This window comes from Aeromicrobium sp. Root344 (genome assembly GCF_001425755.1).
Classification (GTDB): Bacteria; Actinomycetota; Actinomycetes; order Propionibacteriales; family Nocardioidaceae; genus Aeromicrobium.
Window position 1 is genome coordinate 442,136 of record NZ_LMDH01000001.1, and the last position, 19,158, is coordinate 461,293.

At 69.4% G+C, this 19,158-nt stretch carries 23 protein-coding genes; 12 read left to right on the forward strand and 11 right to left on the reverse strand.

The genetic code is table 11. From position 1 onward, the window contains the following. The first annotated feature begins 19 nt into the window (after positions 1-19). Complete coding sequence (locus ASC61_RS02145; protein WP_056208668.1) at positions 20-364, forward strand: YciI family protein; 345 nt, start codon at positions 20-22, stop codon at positions 362-364. A 4-nt stretch (positions 365-368) separates the two neighbouring features. Beyond that, positions 369-1,598 (forward strand): RNA polymerase sigma factor, encoded by a 1,230-nt coding sequence (locus ASC61_RS02150; RefSeq protein WP_056208672.1) that lies wholly within the window; start codon positions 369-371, stop codon positions 1,596-1,598. 120 nt (positions 1,599-1,718) lie between these two features. Here ASC61_RS02150 and ASC61_RS02155 read toward each other — a convergent pair whose 3' ends face one another. Beyond that, positions 1,719-2,417 carry a ferritin-like fold-containing protein gene (locus ASC61_RS02155; protein WP_056208675.1) on the reverse strand — a complete coding sequence of 233 codons (699 nt, stop codon included), beginning with the start codon at positions 2,415-2,417 and terminating at the stop codon, positions 1,719-1,721. Positions 2,418-2,530: 113 nt separating this feature from the next. On the opposite strand from ASC61_RS02155, the gene ASC61_RS02160 reads away from it, so the two are divergent. Continuing rightward, entirely contained in the window at positions 2,531-3,952 is a 1,422-nt protein-coding gene (locus ASC61_RS02160) for a DEAD/DEAH box helicase (protein ID WP_056208677.1), read from the forward strand. 76 nt (positions 3,953-4,028) lie between these two features. Here the strand turns inward: ASC61_RS02160 and ASC61_RS02165 are convergent, their stop codons facing one another. Continuing rightward, positions 4,029-4,700, reverse strand: coding sequence for a L,D-transpeptidase (locus tag ASC61_RS02165; protein ID WP_157439347.1), 672 nt, complete (start codon positions 4,698-4,700; stop codon positions 4,029-4,031). Between the two features lie 102 nt (positions 4,701-4,802). Here ASC61_RS02165 and ASC61_RS02170 point away from each other — a divergent pair, with 102 nt between their 5' ends. Both ASC61_RS02170 and ASC61_RS02175 read left to right on the forward strand, forming a co-directional pair. Then, positions 4,803-5,465 carry a PadR family transcriptional regulator gene (locus ASC61_RS02170; protein ID WP_056208685.1) on the forward strand — a complete coding sequence of 221 codons (663 nt, stop codon included), beginning with the start codon at positions 4,803-4,805 and terminating at the stop codon, positions 5,463-5,465. 114 nt (positions 5,466-5,579) lie between these two features. After that, positions 5,580-7,034: an MFS transporter gene (locus tag ASC61_RS02175; protein ID WP_056208688.1), complete on the forward strand. Its 1,455-nt coding sequence runs from the start codon at positions 5,580-5,582 to the stop codon at positions 7,032-7,034. Between the two features lie 19 nt (positions 7,035-7,053). On the opposite strand, the gene ASC61_RS02180 is transcribed toward ASC61_RS02175, so the two are convergent. Next, positions 7,054-7,830 (reverse strand): ParA family protein, encoded by a 777-nt coding sequence (locus ASC61_RS02180; protein ID WP_056208691.1) that lies wholly within the window; start codon positions 7,828-7,830, stop codon positions 7,054-7,056. A gap of 61 nt (positions 7,831-7,891) precedes the next feature. On the opposite strand from ASC61_RS02180, the gene ASC61_RS02185 reads away from it, so the two are divergent. From ASC61_RS02185 to ASC61_RS02205, 5 genes are all read left to right on the forward strand, one after another. After that, positions 7,892-8,650 carry an SDR family NAD(P)-dependent oxidoreductase gene (locus tag ASC61_RS02185; RefSeq protein WP_056208694.1) on the forward strand — a complete coding sequence of 253 codons (759 nt, stop codon included), beginning with the start codon at positions 7,892-7,894 and terminating at the stop codon, positions 8,648-8,650. Between the two features lie 112 nt (positions 8,651-8,762). Then, entirely contained in the window at positions 8,763-9,596 is an 834-nt protein-coding gene (locus ASC61_RS02190) for an alpha/beta fold hydrolase (protein WP_056208697.1), read from the forward strand. Further along, positions 9,596-10,210: a sulfite oxidase-like oxidoreductase gene (locus ASC61_RS02195; RefSeq protein ID WP_056208699.1), complete on the forward strand. Its 615-nt coding sequence runs from the start codon at positions 9,596-9,598 to the stop codon at positions 10,208-10,210. The genes ASC61_RS02190 and ASC61_RS02195 overlap by 1 nt, the downstream gene beginning before the upstream one ends. Next, the gene (locus ASC61_RS02200; protein WP_082530403.1) at positions 10,207-10,905 is read left to right on the forward strand and encodes an FAD-binding oxidoreductase; all 699 of its coding nucleotides are present in this window, start codon (positions 10,207-10,209) and stop codon (positions 10,903-10,905) included. Before ASC61_RS02195 ends, ASC61_RS02200 begins: the two co-directional genes overlap by 4 nt. Before the next feature lie 77 nt (positions 10,906-10,982). Then, complete coding sequence (locus ASC61_RS02205) at positions 10,983-12,263, forward strand: FAD-binding oxidoreductase (RefSeq protein ID WP_056208702.1); 1,281 nt, start codon at positions 10,983-10,985, stop codon at positions 12,261-12,263. Between the two features lie 4 nt (positions 12,264-12,267). Here the strand turns inward: ASC61_RS02205 and ASC61_RS02210 are convergent, their stop codons facing one another. From ASC61_RS02210 to ASC61_RS02240, 7 genes are all read right to left on the reverse strand, one after another. Next, entirely contained in the window at positions 12,268-13,092 is an 825-nt protein-coding gene (locus ASC61_RS02210) for a PHP domain-containing protein (protein ID WP_056208704.1), read from the reverse strand. Positions 13,093-13,101: 9 nt separating this feature from the next. Beyond that, a complete protein-coding gene (locus ASC61_RS02215; protein WP_056208707.1) occupies positions 13,102-13,833 on the reverse strand; it encodes a hypothetical protein in 732 nt (243 codons plus the stop codon). Between the two features lie 47 nt (positions 13,834-13,880). Further along, positions 13,881-14,465 carry a histidine phosphatase family protein gene (locus ASC61_RS02220; RefSeq protein WP_235503457.1) on the reverse strand — a complete coding sequence of 195 codons (585 nt, stop codon included), beginning with the start codon at positions 14,463-14,465 and terminating at the stop codon, positions 13,881-13,883. After that, a complete protein-coding gene (locus ASC61_RS02225; RefSeq protein WP_056208714.1) occupies positions 14,452-15,489 on the reverse strand; it encodes a MaoC family dehydratase in 1,038 nt (345 codons plus the stop codon). The genes ASC61_RS02220 and ASC61_RS02225 overlap by 14 nt, the downstream gene beginning before the upstream one ends. Next, a complete protein-coding gene (locus ASC61_RS02230; protein ID WP_056208717.1) occupies positions 15,486-15,965 on the reverse strand; it encodes a general stress protein in 480 nt (159 codons plus the stop codon). Before ASC61_RS02230 ends, ASC61_RS02225 begins: the two co-directional genes overlap by 4 nt. Before the next feature lie 9 nt (positions 15,966-15,974). After that, a complete protein-coding gene (locus ASC61_RS02235) occupies positions 15,975-17,165 on the reverse strand; it encodes an acyl-CoA dehydrogenase family protein (protein WP_056208720.1) in 1,191 nt (396 codons plus the stop codon). A gap of 105 nt (positions 17,166-17,270) precedes the next feature. Beyond that, entirely contained in the window at positions 17,271-18,143 is an 873-nt protein-coding gene (locus ASC61_RS02240; protein ID WP_056208723.1) for a DMT family transporter, read from the reverse strand. A gap of 56 nt (positions 18,144-18,199) precedes the next feature. Here ASC61_RS02240 and ASC61_RS02245 point away from each other — a divergent pair, with 56 nt between their 5' ends. Together ASC61_RS02245 and ASC61_RS02250 are read left to right on the forward strand one after the other, a co-directional pair. Next, positions 18,200-18,385, forward strand: coding sequence for a hypothetical protein (locus ASC61_RS02245; RefSeq protein ID WP_056208727.1), 186 nt, complete (start codon positions 18,200-18,202; stop codon positions 18,383-18,385). Between the two features lie 79 nt (positions 18,386-18,464). Continuing rightward, entirely contained in the window at positions 18,465-18,941 is a 477-nt protein-coding gene (locus ASC61_RS02250) for a nuclear transport factor 2 family protein (protein ID WP_056208729.1), read from the forward strand. A gap of 159 nt (positions 18,942-19,100) precedes the next feature. Here the strand turns inward: ASC61_RS02250 and ASC61_RS20350 are convergent. Then, positions 19,101-19,158, reverse strand: a 58-nt coding sequence (locus ASC61_RS20350) for a hypothetical protein (protein ID WP_268750621.1), incomplete at its 5' end; no start/stop codon positions are given.

Below are 19,158 nucleotides of genomic sequence, written 5' to 3' on the forward strand. Positions count from 1 at the left end.
ATCCGACGAAGGAGCAGGCATGAAGTACATGATGTTGGTCGTCAGCGATCCCGAGGCCGCGGACCGGCCGGCCGACCCGGCCGTCGACGAGGTCGAGGACTGGGTCTCCAGGAACGATGCGTCCGGCAAACGGGTGATCGGTGAACGGCTCCGCCCGCCGGAGTCCGCCACGACCGTCCGCCGCCGCGGCGGTGAGCTGCTCGTCACCGACGGGCCGTTCACCGAGAGCCGCGAGTGGATTGCCGGCTTCGACATCCTGGAGTGCGAGGACCTCGACGAGGCCATCGCGATCGCGGCGACCCACCCGATGGTTGCTGCCGGGACGATCGAGCTGCGGCCGTTCTGGCCCTTCGACGAGGCCTGAGCACATGACGGCTGGCGGGGGCGCGACCGGCGAGGACGTCGGTCGCGCTCTCGCCGATGCCCTGGCGGAGCAGCGGCTGCGCATCGTCGCCTCCCTCATCCGTACGACGGGCGACTGGGATCTCGCCGAGGACGTGGTGTCCGACGCCGCCGAACGCGCCCTGCTCACGTGGCCGCGCGACGGCATACCCGCCAATCCGGCCGCGTGGCTCACCGCCACGGCTCGGCGGCGGGCGATCGACGTGCTGCGACGCGGTCAGGTCGAGCGGGACAAGCTGGCTGAGGTCGCGGCGATCGAGGAACTGACCGACGACCACACGGATCCGTCGCCGATGGGTGACGACCGGCTCCGGCTGGTGTTCACGTGCTGCCACCCCGCGCTGGCTCTCGAGGCTCGGGTGGCGTTGACGCTCAAGGTCGTGTCGGGACTGTCGACCGAGGCGATCGGCCGGGCGTTCCTCACCTCGGAGGCCACGATGGGGCAGCGACTCCTGCGGGCCAAGAACAAGATCACCCACGCCGGGATCCCCTACCGCGTGCCCACCGAGGACCTGGCCGAGCGTGTCGGCGGCGTCCTGGCGGTCGTGTACCTCGTGTTCACCGAGGGCTACGCGACGAGCGCCCGCTCACTCGCCGACGAGGCGATCCGGCTCGGCCGGCTGCTCGTCACGCTGCTGCCCGACTCCGACGAGACGCGGGCGTTGCTGGCGCTGATGCTGCTGCAGCACGCGCGACGCGATGCCCGCGTGGTCGACGGCGAGCGGGTGACGCTCGAGCACCAGGACCGATCCCGCTGGCGCCGGGACGAGATCGACGAGGGCTCCGCGCTGCTCCGGCGGCGCTGGACCGTGCGTGGGCCGTACGCCGTGCAGGCCGACATCGCCGCCGTCCACGCCTCGGCGCCGTCGGCGGAGCAGACCGACTGGCCTGCGATCGTCGCGCTCTACGACGAGCTGCTCGACATCGCTCCGTCGCCCGTGATCGCGCTCAACCGGGCGATCGCGGTCGGGATGAGCGACGGCGCGTTGGCCGGCCTCGCCGCGCTGGAGTCCGCCGCCGAGGACTCCCGGCTCGCCGGGCACTACCTCGTCGCGGCCGCTCGCGGCGACCTGCTCAGCCGCGCGGGGCTGCACGAGGAGGCGCTGATCGCCCTCGAGCAGGCGATCGAGCTCGCGCCGACCGACCAGGAACGCCGCCAGCTCGAGCAACGCGTCGCCGAGCTGCGAGGCTCCTGAGCCGTGAGCCAGTCGCCATTCCCGTGCCGGGGCGGTGACGTGGTCGCCCATTGCACGGGCTGACAGGCGACCAGGTCACCGCTCAACGGCTCGACAGGCGACCAGGTCACCGCTCGAGAGTCAGGCGGCCAGGCCGAGCTTGTCCATGCGCGCCGCGTGGGCCTCGGTGAGGCGGGTGAACATGCGCCCGATACCGGCCAGGTCCATCCCGGGATGGTCGACGCCGCCGACCAGCACGGTGCTGAGCGCATCGCGCTCGGCGACGACGGTCTGTGCCTGGCTGAGTGCCTCGCCCATGAGTCGCCGCCCCCATAGGGCCAGGCGCCCGCCGACCCGCGGGTCCTTCTCGATCGCCCCGCGCACGGCGTCGACGACGAAGTCCGAGTGCCCCGTGCCGCTCAGCGTGTCGAGGACCAGCGAACGCGTCTCGGGGTCGAGATAGGCCGCGATCTCGCGGTAGAAGTCGGCGGCGAGACCGTCGCCGACGTACGCCTTGACGAGTCCCTCGAGCCAGTCCGACGGCGCGGTCTGCCGGTGGAACCGCTCGAAGATCGTGGCGAACTCCTGCATCGTCTCGTACGGGTCCTCGCCGAGCTGGACCAGCCGGTCGCGCAGCTTCTCGAAGTGCCCGAACTCGGCGGTCGCCATCGCCGCGATCTCGACCTTGGTCTTGAGGTCCGGCGCCATCTTGGCGTCCTCGGCAAGGCGCTCGCACGCGCTGATCTCGCCGTACGCGAGGATGCCGAGCAACTCGATCACGCCGGTGCGATAGACCGGATCGTCCAACGTCGAGGGCGGCGGAACGTTCTTGGAAGCCATGCCCCGCAGCGTAGCGGGAAGGCCGGCGCCGCCAGACGATAGACTGGGCCCAGAAATCCCACGAGTCTCAAGAATTCGAGAAGACCCTGACTACGTTCAAAGATCTGGGCGTCATGCCCGAGATCGCCGACGCACTGAGTGACGTCGGCATCCAAGAAGCTTTCCCGATCCAGGAGATGACGCTCGGCGTCGCCCTCATGGGCACCGATCTGATCGGCCAGGCGCGCACCGGCACCGGCAAGACGCTGGCGTTCGGCATCCCGGTCATCCAGCGCACGGTCGCGCCCCACGACGCCGACTATGACCAGGTCGTCGCGGGCAAGCCGCAGGCCCTGATCGTGGCGCCCACCCGTGAGCTCGCGATCCAGGTCGCCAGCGACATCGAGATCGCGTCCAAGAAGCGCGGCACCCGCAACCTGACGATCTACGGCGGTGTCCCCTACGAGTCGCAGCTCGACGCGCTCAAGGCCGGCGTCGACATCGTCGTCGGTACGCCCGGCCGACTGCTCGACCTCGCCAACCGCGGCGCCCTCGACCTGTCGCACGTCAAGTCGCTCGTCCTCGACGAGGCCGACGAGATGCTCGACCTGGGCTTCCTGCCCGACGTCGAGTCACTGCTGGCCAAGACGCCCGAGACCCGCCAGACGATGCTGTTCTCGGCCACGATGCCGGGCGCGATCGTCGGGCTGGCCCGCAAGCACATGCGCCACCCCATGAACATCCGTGCCGAGTCCGGCGAGGACAACCAGATGGTGCCGGCGACGGCGCAGTTCGTCTGGCAGGCGCACGAGATGGACAAGGCCGAGATCGTCGGCCGCATCCTCCAGGCCGACGACGTCGGCAAGGTGCTGGTCTTCACTCGCACCAAGCGCACCGCACAACGGGTCGCCGACGAGCTGATCGACCGCGGCTTCCCCGCCTCGCCGCTGCACGGCGACATGGCGCAGCCGGCCCGTGAGAAGGCGCTGACCCGCTTCCGCGAGGGCAAGATCAACATCCTCGTCGCGACCGACGTGGCCGCCCGCGGCATCGACGTCGCCGGCATCACGCACGTCATCAACTACAACTGCCCCGAGGACCACAAGACGTACGTCCACCGCATCGGCCGCACAGGCCGCGCCGGCGCCTCGGGCATCGCCGTGACGTTCGTTGACTGGGCTGACCTGGTGCGCTGGAAGCTCATCAACACCGAGCTGGGCCTGCCGTTCGACGAGCCGCAGGAGACCTACTCGACGTCGGACCACCTGTTCCACGACCTCGGCATCGACCGCAACGTCAAGGGCCGCATCAAGGACCCGTCGCCACGCGAGCCCAAGAAGGACGACGGGCGCAGTGGCGGCGGTCGCGGTCGCAGCGGCGGAGACCGTGGTGGACGCGGCGGCGAGCGCAGCGGCGGAGACCGTGGTGGACGCGGCGGCGAGCAGAAGGCTCAGCAGTCCTCCGGCGGCGAGAAGAGCGACGGCGCACAGCGTCCCCGGCGCAACCGCAACCGCACGCGCTCGCGCGGCGGAGCCCCCGTCGCCAAGACGGACTAGCTCTTCCCGAGCGACCACTCGGTCCTTGAGCTTGTCGAAAGGACGTCCTTTCGACAAGCTCAAGGACCTTCGCGTTTCAGGCGGTGACGATGACCTTGGTGCCGACGGGGGCGAAGTCCCACAGGGCGATCGCGTCGGGCAGCCACTGGCGTACGCAGCCGGCCGACAGCGGCGTGCCCAGCTGTGCCTTGGTCTGCTCTAGCTTGCCGGAGTTGTCCTTGGGCACCGAGTGGAAGCCGATCGGCTCGCTGTAGCCGGTCGCGAAGCGTACGAAGTACTCCATCGAGCCGCTGCCGTCGAACGCGCCGGCGTGCCGAGACTTCGACTGCACCGTGTAGGACCCCGGCTGCAGGTTGTCGAAGCGGCTGCCCGACACGAGATAGGTGCGGGCGACCTTGCTGCCGTCGTCGACCAGCCAGACCCGCTGGTCGCTCTGGTCGAACACGATGCGCCGCCCCGAACCGGAGCCCGCCGGGAGCTCGGCGACCGGGGCCACCTTGGTGACGCTCGCGGCGGCGGCGCGCCGCTTGGGTGCGGGCGTCGGGATGGCGACGGTGTCGACCCGTGCCGTCTCGATCGACGCCGGCGCGGCCGCTGTCGTGTCGGCTGCCGCCCGGTCGGGCTTGAGCTGCGGCAGGATGCCGACGGCGGCTCCGCCGACGGCCATCGTGACGACGATCGCGAGCCCCAGCACGCCGACGCGTCCGCGACGGCGGACCATCCGATGGGAAGCGCGGTGCTTGGACACGCTCCCATCCTAAACGGCGTGGTCGCATCGCTCCGGAGACTTGCCAAACGCGAATTACTCTAGTTAGAGTATTCGAGTACGAGCAACGATCGGAGGAGTGCCATGAAGCGACCAGCCAACGCCCTGTCCCTGGCGGTGCTGACACTGCTCTTCGAGAAGCCCATGCATCCCTACGAGATGTCCTCGACGCTGCGCCAACGCAGCAAGGAGGAGAGCATCCGGCTCAACTACGGGTCGCTCTACGCCGTCGTCGAGTCGCTGCGCAAGAAGGGCCTGATCGCCGCGCGCGAGACGCTTCGTGAGGGCAACCGCCCCGAGCGGACCGTGTACGAGCTCACCGACGAGGGCGCCACGGCGATGCGGGACTGGCTCAGCGAGATGCTGCGCGACCCCACGCCGCAGTTCACCGACTTCGAGGCCGCGCTCTCGCTGATGGGCGCCCTGCCGCCCGAGGAGGCCCTCGAGCTGCTCAAGCTGCGACTCCGGGCGCAACGCCTGGCCAGCAACCAGTACGACGGCGTACGCGCCCATGTGCCCGAGGGATTTCCCGCCTTCTTCCTGGTCGAGGGCGACTACTCCGAGGCGTTGCGCCTGGCCGAGATCACGTTCGTCGAGAAGCTCGTCGACGACATCTCGCACGACCGGCTCGGCGGCCTGGAGATGTGGCGCCGCATCCACGAGCTGCGCGCTGCCGGGCACTCCGGCGAGGAGGCCACCGCCAAGCTCATGGACGAGTTCGGGCACCTGCTCGGCATCGACCCCTAGAGATTTCAGTGATCCCCGGCCGACTGGCATCGACCGGGGATCGGAAACCGAGTCGCAAGCGACCCCGGCCCCAAGCACAGGGTAGCGAGCGTCTCTCACCCACAAGGAGACACTGTGAACACCCCTGCCCCATCCACCAAGCGCGCCATCGCGACGAGCGTCCTGATGTTCGCCGCGTTCATGGACCTGCTCGACGTCACGATCGTCAACGTGGCGCTTCCGGCGATCCGCTCCGACCTCGACGCCAGCCCGGCCCACCTCGAGTGGATCCTCGGCGGCTACACCCTGGCGTTCGCGGTGCTGCTGATCACCGGCGGCCGGCTCGGCGACATCTTCGGCCGCCAACGCGTCTTCGTCCTCGGCGTCGCCGGCTTCACGCTTGCGTCCCTGGCAGCCTGCCTGTCGGGCAATGGCGACACCCTCGTCGCCGCCCGGGTCGTGCAGGGTGCCTTCGCCGCCATGATGGTGCCGCAGCTGCTGTCGACCGTGCAGGTCATGTATGCCCCCAAGGAGCGCGCCAACGTGTTCGGCATCGTGGGCGCCGTCTCGGGCACCGCGGCCGTGGTCGGTCCCCTCCTCGGCGGCTGGCTCATCACGCACGACGCCTTCGGGGTCGGCTGGCGCAGCATCTTCCTGATCAACATCCCGGTCGGCATCGTGCTGATCGTGCTGGCGCTCAGGTACGTCCCCAACACCGTGTCGGAGCGGGCGACCCGCCTCGACGTCCCCGGCTTCGCCCTGGCCACGGCAGGCGTGTTCCTGCTGGTCTTCCCCCTGATCGAGGGTCGTGAGCAGGGCTGGCCGGCCTGGATCTGGGCGATGTTCGCCGGTGCTGGTGTCGTCCTGGCGGCGTTCGTCGCCAACCAGCGGCGGACCGAACGGCTCACGCAGTCGTCGCTCCTGCCCATGCACCTGTTCGGCAACCGTGGGTTCGCGGCGGGCCTCGTGACCCAGGCGGCCTGCTCGGCAGCCATGGCCGGCTTCGCCCTGACCCTGGTGATCTACGTCCAGAGCGGTCTCGGGTTCAGCGCCGTCCATGCCGGCCTGGTGCTGCTGCCGTTCAGCCTCGGCGCGTTCATCGGCGTCGGCATCTCGGCGCCGTTGGGTCTCAAGCTGGGCAAGGTCGTGCTGTTCGCCGGTGCTGTCCTCCAGGCGGCCGGCATCTGGTGGCTGGCCCGGATCGTGTCCGATCAAGGTGCCGGATTCGGTGCGTGGGACGGCACCCCGCCGCTGCTGGTGGCCGGGATCGGCCTGGGCATGCTGGTCGTGCCGCTCATCGACATCGCGCTCTCGACGGTGTCGACCGACGACGCCGGCGCCGCGTCCGGGACCTACAGCACGTTCCAGCAGCTCGGCTCCGCGCTCGGCATCGCGATCGTCGGGGCCGTGTTCTTCCACGTCGTCGGCGACTCGTTCACCGAAGCCGGGCTGCGGGACGGGTTCGTCGCCGCGTCATGGTGGGCCGCCGGAGGCTACCTGCTGTCGGCCGCCGCGACCGTGTTCCTGCCCGACCGCAACGCCGTGCAGCGGCACGCCCGTGAGCAGGCGGAGCTGCTCGAGGCGGTCTGACGCCCGCAGGCGTCGGGGCCTACTTCTTCTTGTTGCCAGCCAGCATGCCGGCGGCGACCTGGCGGTAGGCCTCGGCGCCCTTGTGCGTACGGGCCGTGGCGAGCACCGAGCGGCCGATCGCCGGCGCCTCGGCGAACCGGATCGTCTTGGGGATCGGTGGCGTCACGACCGGCAGCTCGTAGGTCTCACGGATCGCGGCGAGCACGTTCTGCGCGTGCTTGGTGCGACCGTCGTACATCGTCGGCAAGACACCCATGATCTCCAGCGACGGGTTGATGAACTGGCGCACGTCGTGGATCGTGTCGAGCAGCTGGCCGACGCCGCGGTGCGACAGCGTCTCGGCCTGCAGCGGGATCAGCACCTGCTGCGAGGCGGACAGCGCGCCGACCGTCAGGATGCCGAGTGTCGGCGGGCAGTCGATCAGGATCCAGTCGTAGTCGTCGGCGACCTTGTCGAGCGCGACCCGGAGCCGCTGCTCGCGTCCGGTGCGGCCGACGAGGCTCTCCTCGGCCTGGGTCAGCGTGATGTTGGCGGGCAGCAGGTGCATGCCGTCGTCCGTGATGACGATCGCGTCCTCGGCCTGCCGGGTGCCGAGCAGCACCTCCGCGACCGTGACCTCGAGGTCCTCCGGATCGATGCCGAGCGAGAACGTCAGGCTGCCCTGGGGATCGACGTCGACCAGCAGGACTCGTTGCTTGAGCTCGGTGAGCGCGGCGCCGAGCGACACGACGGTCGTCGTCTTGGCGACGCCACCCTTCTGGTTCGCCACTGCGATAGTCGTCGTCACGGTCGCCATTGTGTCATCACGTCGCCTGACCTCGCCGTCCACGCGCTGAGGCGTTTGGCATGCTTGCTCCATGACACGTCGCGCGCTGGTGACCGGGGCAACCTCAGGGATCGGCAACGCGTTCGCCAAGGAGCTGGCCCGGCGCGGCTACGACCTCGTGATCGTGGCCCGTACGACCGACCGCCTGGAGACCCTGGCGACGCAGATGCGCAGCAAGCACCGCGTCGAGGTCGACGTCGTGACGGCCGACCTGTCGACCACCGAAGGCGTACGCGCGACCGTCAACAAGCTGACCGACACGACCCGCCCGGTCGACCTGCTCGTCAACAACGCCGGCGCCTCGCTGGCCGGCTGGTTCGGCACGACCGACATCAACGACGAGGACCGCCAGCTCGACCTCCTCGTCCGTGCGCCGATGCACCTCATGGATGCGGCGATCAAGACCATGGCCGGCCGGGGCGGTGGCCAGATCATCAACGTGTCGAGCGTCGCGGCCTTCACGCCACGCGGCGTCTACTCGGCCCACAAGGCCTGGCTGCTCAACCTGTCGCAGTGGGCCGACATCCACTACGCCGACGTCAACATCTCGGTGCAGGCACTGTGTCCCGGGTTCGTCCGCACGGAGTTCCACCAGCGCGGCGAGATGGACGTCTCGGGCGTGCCGAAGTGGATGTGGCTCAAGTCCGACAAGGTCGTCAAGACCTCGCTCAAGGACCTCGACAAGGGCAAGTCGGTGTCGATCCCGTCGTTCCGCTACAAGGTGCTGGCCGGGCTCGCACGCTACCTGCCGAAGGGTCTCGTCACGCGCATCGCGAAGCGCGGCCGATGAGCGAGCGCCAGCTGGGGGTCCCCCCACGAGCTCTGCGAGTAGGGGGAACGAGTCATGAGGCAGCAATCATGCCGCTGCCGTCGTACCGTGCCCTTTTGAGGACGGCTGCGGCATGAGCACGCCGAAGTCGCTGGTGCTGCCTCCCGGGGTGGAGGCGGTCACGATCGAGACGCCGCGCGGCGGGTTCGCGGCGCACGGCGTACGCACGGACGGTGCCGTGGGGCACGTGCTGCTGGTCCCGGGCTGGACGGGCTCCAAGGAGGACTTCACGCCTCTGCTGCCGTTGCTGGCCGCCGCCGGCTTCGACGCCACGACGTACGACCAGCGCGGCCAGTACGAGACACCCGGCGCTCCCGACGACGACTACACGCTGGACGGCTTCGCTGCCGATGCACTCGCGGTCAGGGACGTCGCCTCCGACTCGGCCCGCTCGCACCTCCTGGGGCACTCGTTCGGGGGACTCGTCGCGCAGCAGGCCGCCATCGCCGACCCGTCGGCGTGGCACAGCCTGAGCCTGCTCTGCACCGGACCCGGCGCCCTCGGCGACACCCCCGGCCGTCCCCTCACGGCGCTCGTGCAGGCCATCGGGGCCATGCCGATGGAGCAGCTCCACGCGATGCGCCCCGAGGACCCCACCCTCGCCCCGGAGATCTCGGCATTCCTGCTCAAGCGCTTCACCGCCAACTCCGAGGCGTCGCTCAAGGCGATCACGCAGCTCCTGATCGATGCCCCTGACGTCGTCGACGAGGTCGTGGCCACCCGGCTCCCCTGCTGGGTCGGCCGTGGCGCCGACGACGACGCGTGGCCGCACGACGTACAGGCGGCGATGGCCACGCGGCTCGGCACCGACGTCCACGTCATCGAGGGTGCCGCCCACTCCCCCGCCGTCGAGAACCCCCAAGCCCTGCTCGACGCCTGGTTGCCGTTCCTGAAGGAGAACACCTGATGGCCAACTTCACCCGAGGATTCACCGGCGGCGCCCGGCGCGGCGGGGACACCCGGCTGCCACCCGGTCAGTACGACACCGGCGCGACCTGGCCGGTCCTCACCGCCGAGCTGACCCCGACGATCGACCTCGACACCTGGACCATGACGGTCGACGGGCTCGTCGAGAAGCCGACGACCTGGGACTGGCGCGGCATCCACGCGCTGCCGGGCTCGTCCTACTTCGGCGACATCCACTGCGTCACGACGTGGACCAAGTTCGACACGACGTTCGCCGGCGTCAGCGTGGACGCGCTGCTCGAGATCGCCAGGCCCAAGCCCGAGGCGACGCACGTCATGGCGACCTCGACGACGGGCTACAACACCAACCTGCCGCTCGACGACATCACCGGCGGCAAGGCGTGGATCGTCTGGGAGTTCGACGGCAAGCCGCTCGCGCCCGAGCACGGCGGTCCGGTGCGCCTGCTCGTGCCGCACCTGTACTTCTGGAAGTCGGCCAAGTGGATCACCCGCATCGAGCTGATGGACCACGACGAGCAGGGGTTCTGGGAACGCAACGGCTACCACGACCGCGGCGACCCGTGGCTGGAGCAGCGCTACCAGGGTGATGCATGACGGAGGCGATTGCCAGCAGCTGGACGACCGGCATCGTGCGCGAGGTCGAGCGGTTCGGCGAGACGTACGTCCGGCTGCGGCTCGAGGTCGCCGACCGGCACGACCACGTGCCCGGCCAGCACTACGTCGTACGCCTGCGGGCCCCTGACGGCTACACCGCCCAACGGTCCTACTCACTGGCGTCCGACCCGGCCGATCCCTTGATCGAGCTCATGGTCGAGTGCCTGCCGCGCGGCGAGGTCTCGGGATTCCTCCACGACGTCGTCGAGGTCGGCGACGAGCTCGAGCTGCGCGGCCCGATCGGGCGCTGGTTCGTGTGGGGCGGAGAGGTTCCGTCGCTGTGCGTCGCCGGCGGATCCGGCGTCGTGCCGTTCATCTCGATGCTCCGCTACGCCCGGCGCATGGGCACCGCCTCCCAGCTCACGATCGTCGCCTCGGCGCAGACCCGGGAGCGGCTGCCGTACGTCGAGGAGCTCGAGGAGTTCGGCGCCTTCATCGCCCTGACCCGCGAGAACCACGGCGACCGCGTGGCCGCCCACATCTACCCCGACGAGCTGGCCGAGCTCTCCAAGGGCATCGAGCGGGCGTACGTCTGCGGCTCCGCGGGGTTCGTCAGCTTTGTCGGCCGCAGCCTCGGCGAGGCCGGCGTACCGAGCGACATCGTGCGCGTCGAGCAGTTCGGCGCGACGGGTTGACGGCGAGGCTTGACCTCAACGGTCCTTGAGGTTCTATTGTCGAGCGATCAAGACGATCTGACACGAAGGACACCTGAATGACCATCGAGCTCTTCGCCACCCGCCCCGGCGACCCGGACTACGACGCCGCCAGGACCACGATCTCCGGCATCGCCGAGCCCGCGCTCGTGCTGCGCCCGACCACCCCCGAGGAGGTGGCCGCGTCGATCGCGCACGCCCGCGCCGAGCAGCTACCGCTGGCCATCCGCGGCGGCGGCCACAACGCCTTGGGATACGGCAACATCGACGACGGCGTCGTCATCGACCTCTCCCGCCTCGACCATGTCGAGGTGCTCGGCGAGGGCCGCGTGCGCATCGGTGCCGGCGCGACCTGGGGAGCCGCCGCCGCAGCACTCGCGGACCACGGTCTGGCGATCACCGCCGGCGACACGCTCTCGGTGGGCGTCGGCGGGCTGACCCAGTCCGGTGGCATCGGCTGGATGGTGCGCAAGCATGGCATGACGATCGACAGCCTGCTCGCCGCGGACGTCGTCACCGCTGCCGGTCAGATCGTGCGCGCATCCGCCACCGAGAACCCGGACCTGTTCTGGGCGCTGCGCGGCGGCGCCGGCAACTTCGGTGTCGTCACGTCCCTCGAGTTCCAGGCGCAGCAGGTCTCGACGGTCCAGTTCGGGACGATCAGCTTCGCGCTCGACGACGTGCCCGCGTTGGTGGCCGGATGGGCCGCAGCGATGCGCACCGCGCCGGACGAGCTGAGCACGACGCTCGCGCTGATGCCTGCCCTCGGGGACTTCCCGCCGGGCGCGACGCTGTTCGTCTGCCTCGCCTCTGACGACACCTCGGTCCTCGAGCCGTTCCGGTCCCTCGGCACGGTGGTCGCTGAGGACGTCACCGAGCGGGCGTACGCGTCGGTGCTCGAGGAGGCGCCACACCCGCCCCCGGGCATCCGTCCGGTGATCGGCAACACGCTCGTGACGGCGGTCGACGAGCCACTCGTGGAGGCCATCGCCCGGGCGTACGCGCTGGGCGGCCGCGTGGTGTTCCTGCGCGGTCTCGGTGGGGCGTTCGGCCGCGTGGACCCTGCGGCCACCGCCTTCCCACACCGGGCAGCGGAGGCACTGGTCGTCTCGGCGGCGTTCCTGCCTGCTGACGCGGAGGACCAGCGCGACGAGGCGCGATCGGTCTGGCGCACGATCGGCGAGCAGGGCATCGGGTCCTACTCGGGGTTCCTGGGCTCCGACACCGCGGACGACGTCGCCGCCCTCTGGCCGGCGGCGACTCTCGAGCGGCTGCGTGAGGCCAAGCGGGCCTGGGATCCCGACAACGTCTTCCGGCGCAACTTCAACGTCGCGCCCTGACGCGTCAGAGGCCGAGGAGGCGCCGGTACTGCTCGGGCTCTGTCGTGTTGCCGCCGAGCGGGAAGTCGATCTTGCCGGTGCCGTGATAGTCGCTGGAGCCCGTACGCACGAGGCCGAGGTCGCGGGCGATCTGCCGCAGCGCTGCGCGGTCCTCGGCGCCGTGGTCGTTGTGGTCGACCTCGAGCCCGTCGAGTCCCTGCTCCTTGAGCGTGCCGATCCGGTCGCGGGTCAGCACGCGGTGGCTGCCGCGTGACCACGGATGCGCCAGCACGGCCTTGCCGCCGGCGGCCTTGACCAGGCCGATCGCGGTGGTCAGGTCGGCGGCGTAGCGATCGACGTACGCCGGCCGGCCGGGCTTGAGGTAGCGGTCGAACGCCTCGGTGCGGTCCTTGACGACGCCGAGGTCGATCAGGGCGTCCGCCACGTGCGGGCGTCCCGTCGCGGCGGCGTTGGTCGACCTCACGCGTACGTCGTGCGCGGTGATGTCGATGCCGAGGCCCCGCAGCCGCTCGAGCGTCGCCGGGAGCCGGGAGTTGCGCCCGTCGATGACCTTGCGGAGCTCGTGCAGGAGTGGCTTGTCCTTGGGGTCGAACTCGTAGCCCAGGAGGTGCACGCTCTTGCCCTCGAGCTTGGTCGAGATCTCGATGCCGTGCACCAGCGTGATGCCGACCCGCTTGGCGGCCTTGTCGGCCTCCTTCCAGCCCTCGGTCGAGTCGTGATCCGTGATCGCGATGACTTCTAGCCCGGCCGCCTTGGCGTTCTCGATCAGCTCGGTGGGAGTGTCGGTGCCGTCGGACCGGTCGCTGTGGGTGTGCAGGTCGATCTTCACGTGGTCAGGCTATCGAGGCCCCGACCCGTCAGCCGAGCCGCTCGATGTAGTCCGTCGCGAGCCGACGCGCGAGGCGCTCAGCGGCGCCGGGCCCCCGCGCCTCCGCGTCCACCGCGGCATACGCGGTGAGGACGACGCGATGGTCGCCACCATCAGGAACGACACGTCGTACGTGGTGTCGTTGACCTCGACGGCCTTGCTCCTGTTGTCCCTCCACCCGGAGAACTTCTGCGTCCTCGACGCGACGAACCCGTGCCAGCGGCTCATCGCGACGTCGGCCACGGTTCCGGTGCCCTTCTCGCCGGGCTGGTAGGAGCTCGAGCCGATGGGCTTGAGCTTGATGTCGAAAGCGCCGTCGTACTTCTCCGTCGATCGACGGGCGTTGGCGACGAACGCCTTCGCCGCCGCGTCATCCTTCACGAGCTTCGCGGTCACGGATGACTGATCCACGAGGAACGCCACCTTGGCCCGGCGCTCGGCCTCCTCAGGCTTCCCGGCCGGGCGGAGCTCGTACTCCACGGAGACCTCGCCCTTGCGGCACCACGTCTCCCCGGGGCAGGTGCTCTTCTTCCTCGCTGCCGACGGCACCTGTCCCTTGGCCGGCAACGCGGCCTCGAGGTCAGCCAGGCTGTGCGCCTGCGGTGACGGAGTCGCCTTCTCGGGTGCGGACCCGGCAGATCCGCTTGAGCCGCACGCGGACAGCAGCACGGCGCTCAGGACGAGCAGGGCGAGACGACGCATGGTGGTACCAATCCCCCGACGGCAGTGAGGTCCAGCATGTCAGACCGTCAAGGCAGGCAGTTCCACTGTCGTACGACCTGGGTGCCGCGGTCGACGCCGAGCACGGAGATCGTCGCGGTGTCGAGCGCGAACAGACGCCCCTCCGAGACGTCGAGCCCCAGCCAGCGGGCAGCCAGAACTCGCAAGGAGTGGCCGTGGGCGAAGACGAGGGTCTTGCCGTCCGCCGCCCGCGCGCGGGCCACGACCCGGTCAAGCCGCTCAGCCACCTGCGCGGCCGTCTCACCGCCGGGCGACGGGTGCGTCCAGACGCTCCAGCCGGGCACGGTCTCGCGGATCTCGGGAGTCGTCAGGCCTTCGTAGTCGCCGTAGGCCCACTCGGCGAGATCCTCGTCGATCTCGGGGGTCGCGAAGCCGGCCAGCTCGGCGGTGTGGATCGCGCGGCGGCGCGGGCTCGACATGACGTGCACGAACTCGACGCCGGACAGGGGACCCAGGAGCGTACGGGCGGCGGCTTCACCGTTCTCGGTCAGTGGCAGGTCGGTCGTCGACGTGTGCTGGCCGCTGCGGCTCCACTCCGTCTCGCCGTGGCGCACCAGCCAGAGCTGGTCCTCGACCTCGTCAGCGTGGGACAAGGGCCCAGACATCCAGGTCGAGCAGCACCCCGGGCGCGTACTTTCCATCCTCGCCACGCAGGGTCATGGACTCGTCACGGCCCTTGGTGGCCACGAGGCGCAGGCGCAGCGCACCGACGCCCGGCGCCGGCGTCTCGGCCTTGTCCAGCACCTCGGACCACGCATAGACGGTGTCGCCGGCGAACGCAGGTGCCACGTGGGCGCCGGCGTTGATCGCGGCGATCAGCTGGGCATTGGCGAGGCCGTTGAATGACAGCGCCCGGGCCAACGAGATGACGTGGCCGCCATAGACCAGGCGGCTGCCGTCGGGTCGCGCCTCGGTGTTGAAGTGCACCTTGGCGGTGTTCTGCCACAGCCGGGTGGCCAGCATGTGCTCCGGGTCCGTCAGGGTCACGCCGTCGACGTGGTCGATCTTCTCGCCGGTCTCGTAGTCGTCGAAGCGGTGCGGCTCCCCCGCCGCCTCGAAGTCGTACGCCGTGAAGTCGAGCCCGGCAGGCACGATCAGGTCGCCTGCGGCCACGGCCGGCGCGAGGTCGGGCACGACGGTCTCGGGTGCGGGCGCCTCAAGGTCGCGCTTGTGCACCATGACCCAGCGCGCCCAGTCGAGCACGACCTCGCCGCGCTGGTTGGTCGCGGTCGAACGTACGTAGACCACACCGCTCTTGCCGTTGGAGTTCTGCTTGAGGCCGATGACCTCCGACTGCGTCGCGAGCGTGTCGCCCGGCACGACCGGACGATGGAAGCGGCATTCCGCATATCCGAGGTTGGCCACCGCGTTGAGCGAGACATCAGGGACGGTCTTGCCGAACGCGATGTGGAACGCGACGAGGTCCTCGACCGGCGCCGGGCTCAGGCCGACCGAGGCGGCGAACTCCGCCGACGACGGCACGGCGAAGCGGGTCGGGTAGAGCGCCCCGTAGGCTGCGCGATCTCCCTCGGTGACGCTGCGCGGCGTCGCGTGGCGGAGGACCTGGCCGACCTCGAAGTCCTCGAAGAAGTTGCCGGGATTGGTCTTCGTCGTCATACGGCGAACGGGTCGCGGCCGGGCAGCTTGGCCAGGAGCTCCTGGCCCTGGGCGAGGAACTTGTGCTCGACCAGCACCTCGTACTTGGTCGCCACGACCTTCTGCACCGAGCTGAAGTCACGCTGGCCGCGGGTGGCACCGTAGCCGAGCGCGGCGAACACCACGCTGAACACCACGCCGATCGCGGCGCACCCCAGCACCGTGGCGAAGAAGCTGCTGCCCTCGGAGAACGCCGAGACGACGATCCCCACGAACAGGCCGAGCCACAGACCCGAGCCGGCGCCGGCCATCAGCACACGGCTCCACGTCAGTCGGCCGGTCACGCGCTCGACCTGCTTGAGCTCGGTGCCGACGATCAGGACGTTCTGGACCGGGAACTCGTTGTCCGAGAGGTAGTCGACGGCCTTCTGCGCATCGGCGTACTTGTCGAACACCCCGAGCGACTGCGGGTACTCGAGCGAGAAGATCTCTGCCATGGCTTGCTCCTAGAGCTTGTAGTCCTTGAGAAGGCTGCGGCCGATGATCATCTTCTGGATGTCGGAGGTGCCTTCGCCGATGAGCATGAATGCGGCCTCGCGGTAGAGGCGCTCGATCTCGTACTCCTTGGAGTAACCGTAGCCGCCGTGGATGCGGAACGAGTCCTGCACCACCTCGTTGCAGTACTCGGCGGCGAGCATCTTGGCCATGCCGGCCTCGACGTCGTTGCGCTCACCCGAATCCTTGCCCCGGGCGGCGCGCACGACCATCGCGTGGGCGGCTTCGACCTTGGTCGCCATCTCGGCCAGCCGGAACAAGATCGCCTGGTGCTGGGCGATGGGCTTGCCGAACGTCTCGCGCTGCTGGGCGTACGCGATGCCGAGCTCGAACGCCCGGTTGGCGATGCCCACAGCACGGGCGCCGACGTTGACGCGGCCGACCTCGACGCCGTCCATCATCTGGTAGAAACCCTGGCCGGGCTTGCCGCCGAGGACCTGGTCGGCAGAGATCTTGTGCTTCTCCAGGATCATCTCGGTCGTGTCGATGCCCTTGTAGCCCATCTTCTCGATCTTGCCCGGGATCGTCACACCCTGAGCCGTCTCGCCGAAGCCGGGCTCCTTCTCGACCAGGAACGTCGTCATGTTCTTGTAGACGCTGTCGTCGCCCTCGTCGGTCTTGCACAGCACCGCGACGAGGTTCGAGCTGCCGCCGTTGGTCAGCCACATCTTCTGACCGGTGATCTCGTAGCCGTCGTCAGTCTTGGTCGCCTTGGTCTTGATCGCCGCGACGTCGGAGCCGAGCGCCGGCTCGGACATGGAGAACGCGCCACGGACCTCGCCGGTGGCCATCTTGGGCAGGTACTTCTGCTTCTGCTCGTCCGTGCCGTGCTGGCGGATCAGGTAGGCCAGGATGAAGTGCGTGTTGATGACGCCCGACACGGACATCCAGCCGCGGGCGATCTCCTCGACCACCAGCGCGTACGTCAGCAGCGACTCGCCGAGTCCGCCGTACTCCTCGGGGATCATGATCCCGAAGATCCCCAGCTCCTTGAGGCCCTCGACGATGTCGGTCGGGTACTCGTCCTTGTGCTCCAGCTCCGTCGCGACAGGCAGGATCTCCTTCTCGACGAACTGACGAACCGTCTTCAGGATCTCTTCCTGGATCTCGGTCAGGCCTTCGGTGCGGACAAGACGACCCATCGCGGGGCTCCTCAAAATGTTGCCGACGTTGACCTGCTGACTGTACCGACGGGCCATTCGTCTGTCGTCCGGAGCGAAGGGTGACGTTGGTTACCTCCCGTTAACTTAGTCGGGCAGGACCTCTGCCGGCGGCGGGCGGCGTATGACCACGACGACCAGTCCGGCGAGGATCAGGCCCAGTCCGGCATACACGCCGACCGGGGGCGTCTGGTCGAGGAACACACCCGCCAGGATCGCCGCGCCCGGGACCTCGAACAGCAGCAGGAGCGAGATCAGGCCCGGGCTCATGACCGCCAGCAGATGGTTCAGCACCGAGTGCCCCAGGAGCTGCGCGCAGATCGTGACACCGACGATCGCGAGCCACGTGTGACCGGAGAAGCCGACCATCTCGACCTGCGCGACGAGGCACGAGGTCGCCAGGGTCACCGCACAGATGCCGTAGCAGGCCACGGTGTACGACGTGGTCGACACGCTCTCGCGGACCCGGCTGCCGGCCATCAGGTAGAGCGCAGCGGTCAGGCCGCCGACCAGCGCGAGCAGGTCACCGGCGAGGGCTCGCGCGGAGAGCGAGAAGTCGACGCCGGTGATGACGAGCACGCCCACGACGGCGATCGAGACGCCCGCGACCACGGCCGGCGGGGTGCGCCTCCCCCGCAGCAGGTCGATCACCACGACGAACACGACCTGCATGCTGACCATCGCTGTCGCCGCGGCAACCGAGGTCATCTTGAGCGCGCTGACCCACGTGGCGAAGTGCACCGCCAGCATCACGCCCGCGAACCCCGTGGCGTACCAGCCCTCGCGATCGAGCCCCGTCAGCTCGCGCCGGATCGTACGAGCGGCGAACGGCGCCACCGCAGCCGTGCCGAGGGCGTTGCGCCAGAAACCGATCGCCAGCGCCGGAGCGTTGGCCCCCGCCATCAGCGGTCCCGACGCCGAGACGCCCAGGATCGCGACGATGGCGAGGAAGGCGTTCACCCCGTCAGTGTGCCGGTACGCCTGACCGACCGGTCGCGCCGTGCCACGATGTCGCCATGACTGCGCTCGCCATCTGCCTCATTGCCGTCGGAGCCGTTGCCTCGGTGCTCGGAGTCCTCCGGTTCGTCGCGTCCCGCCGCCAGGTCCTCGCCCCCGGCGAGGTCGCGCGCGGCAACGGCCTTCCGCTGATGCTGGGCGGCGACGCCTCCCTGATCGCCGGCGTCCTCCTGCTCGTCCTGTAGCCCTCGCCTGTCTCCGCTCGCGACGTCAAAACTAGAACGGGTTCTTGTTTTCGCCGACCCGCGCTGGGATGCTTCCGGGATGGACCTCGAAGCGCTCGAAGACATCCGCCGGCTGAAGTACCGCTACTTCCGGTCGCTCGACCTGAAGCTCTGGGACGAGTTCGCCGACACGTTCACCGCCGACGCCGTCGGCCGCTACGGCACCAAGGTGTACGGCGAGCTCGACGCGCTCGAGGGCCGTGACGCGATCGTCGGGTTCATGAGCGAGAAGCTCTCCAACGGCATCATCACGGTGCATGTCGCGCACCACCCCGAGATCGACGTCGACGGCGACACCGCCGAGGGGTCGTGGGGCTTCGAGGACACCGTGATCGCCACGGACTTCAAGATGCTGATCCGCGGCGCGGGCTACTACCGCGACCGCTACCGGCGCGAGGCCGACGGCTGGCGGATCGCCGAGACGTCCTACGAGCGGATCTACGAGTCGATGGAGTCCCTCGACGACACCCCCAGCCACCAGCTGCTGGCCAACCGCTGGGCCACGACGCCCGAGTAGACCGCCACGCACCCAACATGTCGGCACTTGTGAACCCGATCAGGCCCGATCGTCGTACACACGTGCCGACATCTTGGGGACGAGCGATCAGCCCCAGGCCTTCTCGAGCTCGGCCAGTGCGGTTTCGAGGTGCGTGAGCAGTCGCNCGAGCTGCAGCGATCAGCCCCAGGCCTTCTCGAGCTCGGCCAGTGCGGTTTCGAGGTGCGTGAGCAGTCGC

Bases quoted from the DNA above. Each gene is read 5' to 3' on its own strand.
- ASC61_RS02180 (WP_056208691.1), bottom strand. From the start codon at position 7,830: ATGGCGACCGTGACGACGACTATCGCAGTGGCGAACCAGAAGGGTGGC.
- ASC61_RS02230 (WP_056208717.1), bottom strand. From the start codon at position 15,965: ATGGCAGAGATCTTCTCGCTCGAGTACCCGCAGTCGCTCGGGGTGTTC.
- ASC61_RS02155 (WP_056208675.1), bottom strand. From the start codon at position 2,417: ATGGCTTCCAAGAACGTTCCGCCGCCCTCGACGTTGGACGATCCGGTC.
- ASC61_RS02245 (WP_056208727.1), top strand. From the start codon at position 18,200: ATGACTGCGCTCGCCATCTGCCTCATTGCCGTCGGAGCCGTTGCCTCG.
- ASC61_RS02225 (WP_056208714.1), bottom strand. From the start codon at position 15,489: ATGACGACGAAGACCAATCCCGGCAACTTCTTCGAGGACTTCGAGGTC.
- ASC61_RS02235 (WP_056208720.1), bottom strand. From the start codon at position 17,165: ATGGGTCGTCTTGTCCGCACCGAAGGCCTGACCGAGATCCAGGAAGAG.
- ASC61_RS02200 (WP_082530403.1), top strand. From the start codon at position 10,207: ATGACGGAGGCGATTGCCAGCAGCTGGACGACCGGCATCGTGCGCGAG.
- ASC61_RS02250 (WP_056208729.1), top strand. From the start codon at position 18,465: ATGGACCTCGAAGCGCTCGAAGACATCCGCCGGCTGAAGTACCGCTAC.
- ASC61_RS02215 (WP_056208707.1), bottom strand. From the start codon at position 13,833: ATGCGTCGTCTCGCCCTGCTCGTCCTGAGCGCCGTGCTGCTGTCCGCG.
- ASC61_RS02150 (WP_056208672.1), top strand. From the start codon at position 369: ATGACGGCTGGCGGGGGCGCGACCGGCGAGGACGTCGGTCGCGCTCTC.
- ASC61_RS02205 (WP_056208702.1), top strand. From the start codon at position 10,983: ATGACCATCGAGCTCTTCGCCACCCGCCCCGGCGACCCGGACTACGAC.
- ASC61_RS02185 (WP_056208694.1), top strand. From the start codon at position 7,892: ATGACACGTCGCGCGCTGGTGACCGGGGCAACCTCAGGGATCGGCAAC.
- ASC61_RS02170 (WP_056208685.1), top strand. From the start codon at position 4,803: ATGAAGCGACCAGCCAACGCCCTGTCCCTGGCGGTGCTGACACTGCTC.
- ASC61_RS02195 (WP_056208699.1), top strand. From the start codon at position 9,596: ATGGCCAACTTCACCCGAGGATTCACCGGCGGCGCCCGGCGCGGCGGG.
- ASC61_RS02160 (WP_056208677.1), top strand. From the start codon at position 2,531: ATGCCCGAGATCGCCGACGCACTGAGTGACGTCGGCATCCAAGAAGCT.
- ASC61_RS02145 (WP_056208668.1), top strand. From the start codon at position 20: ATGAAGTACATGATGTTGGTCGTCAGCGATCCCGAGGCCGCGGACCGG.
- ASC61_RS02190 (WP_056208697.1), top strand. From the start codon at position 8,763: ATGAGCACGCCGAAGTCGCTGGTGCTGCCTCCCGGGGTGGAGGCGGTC.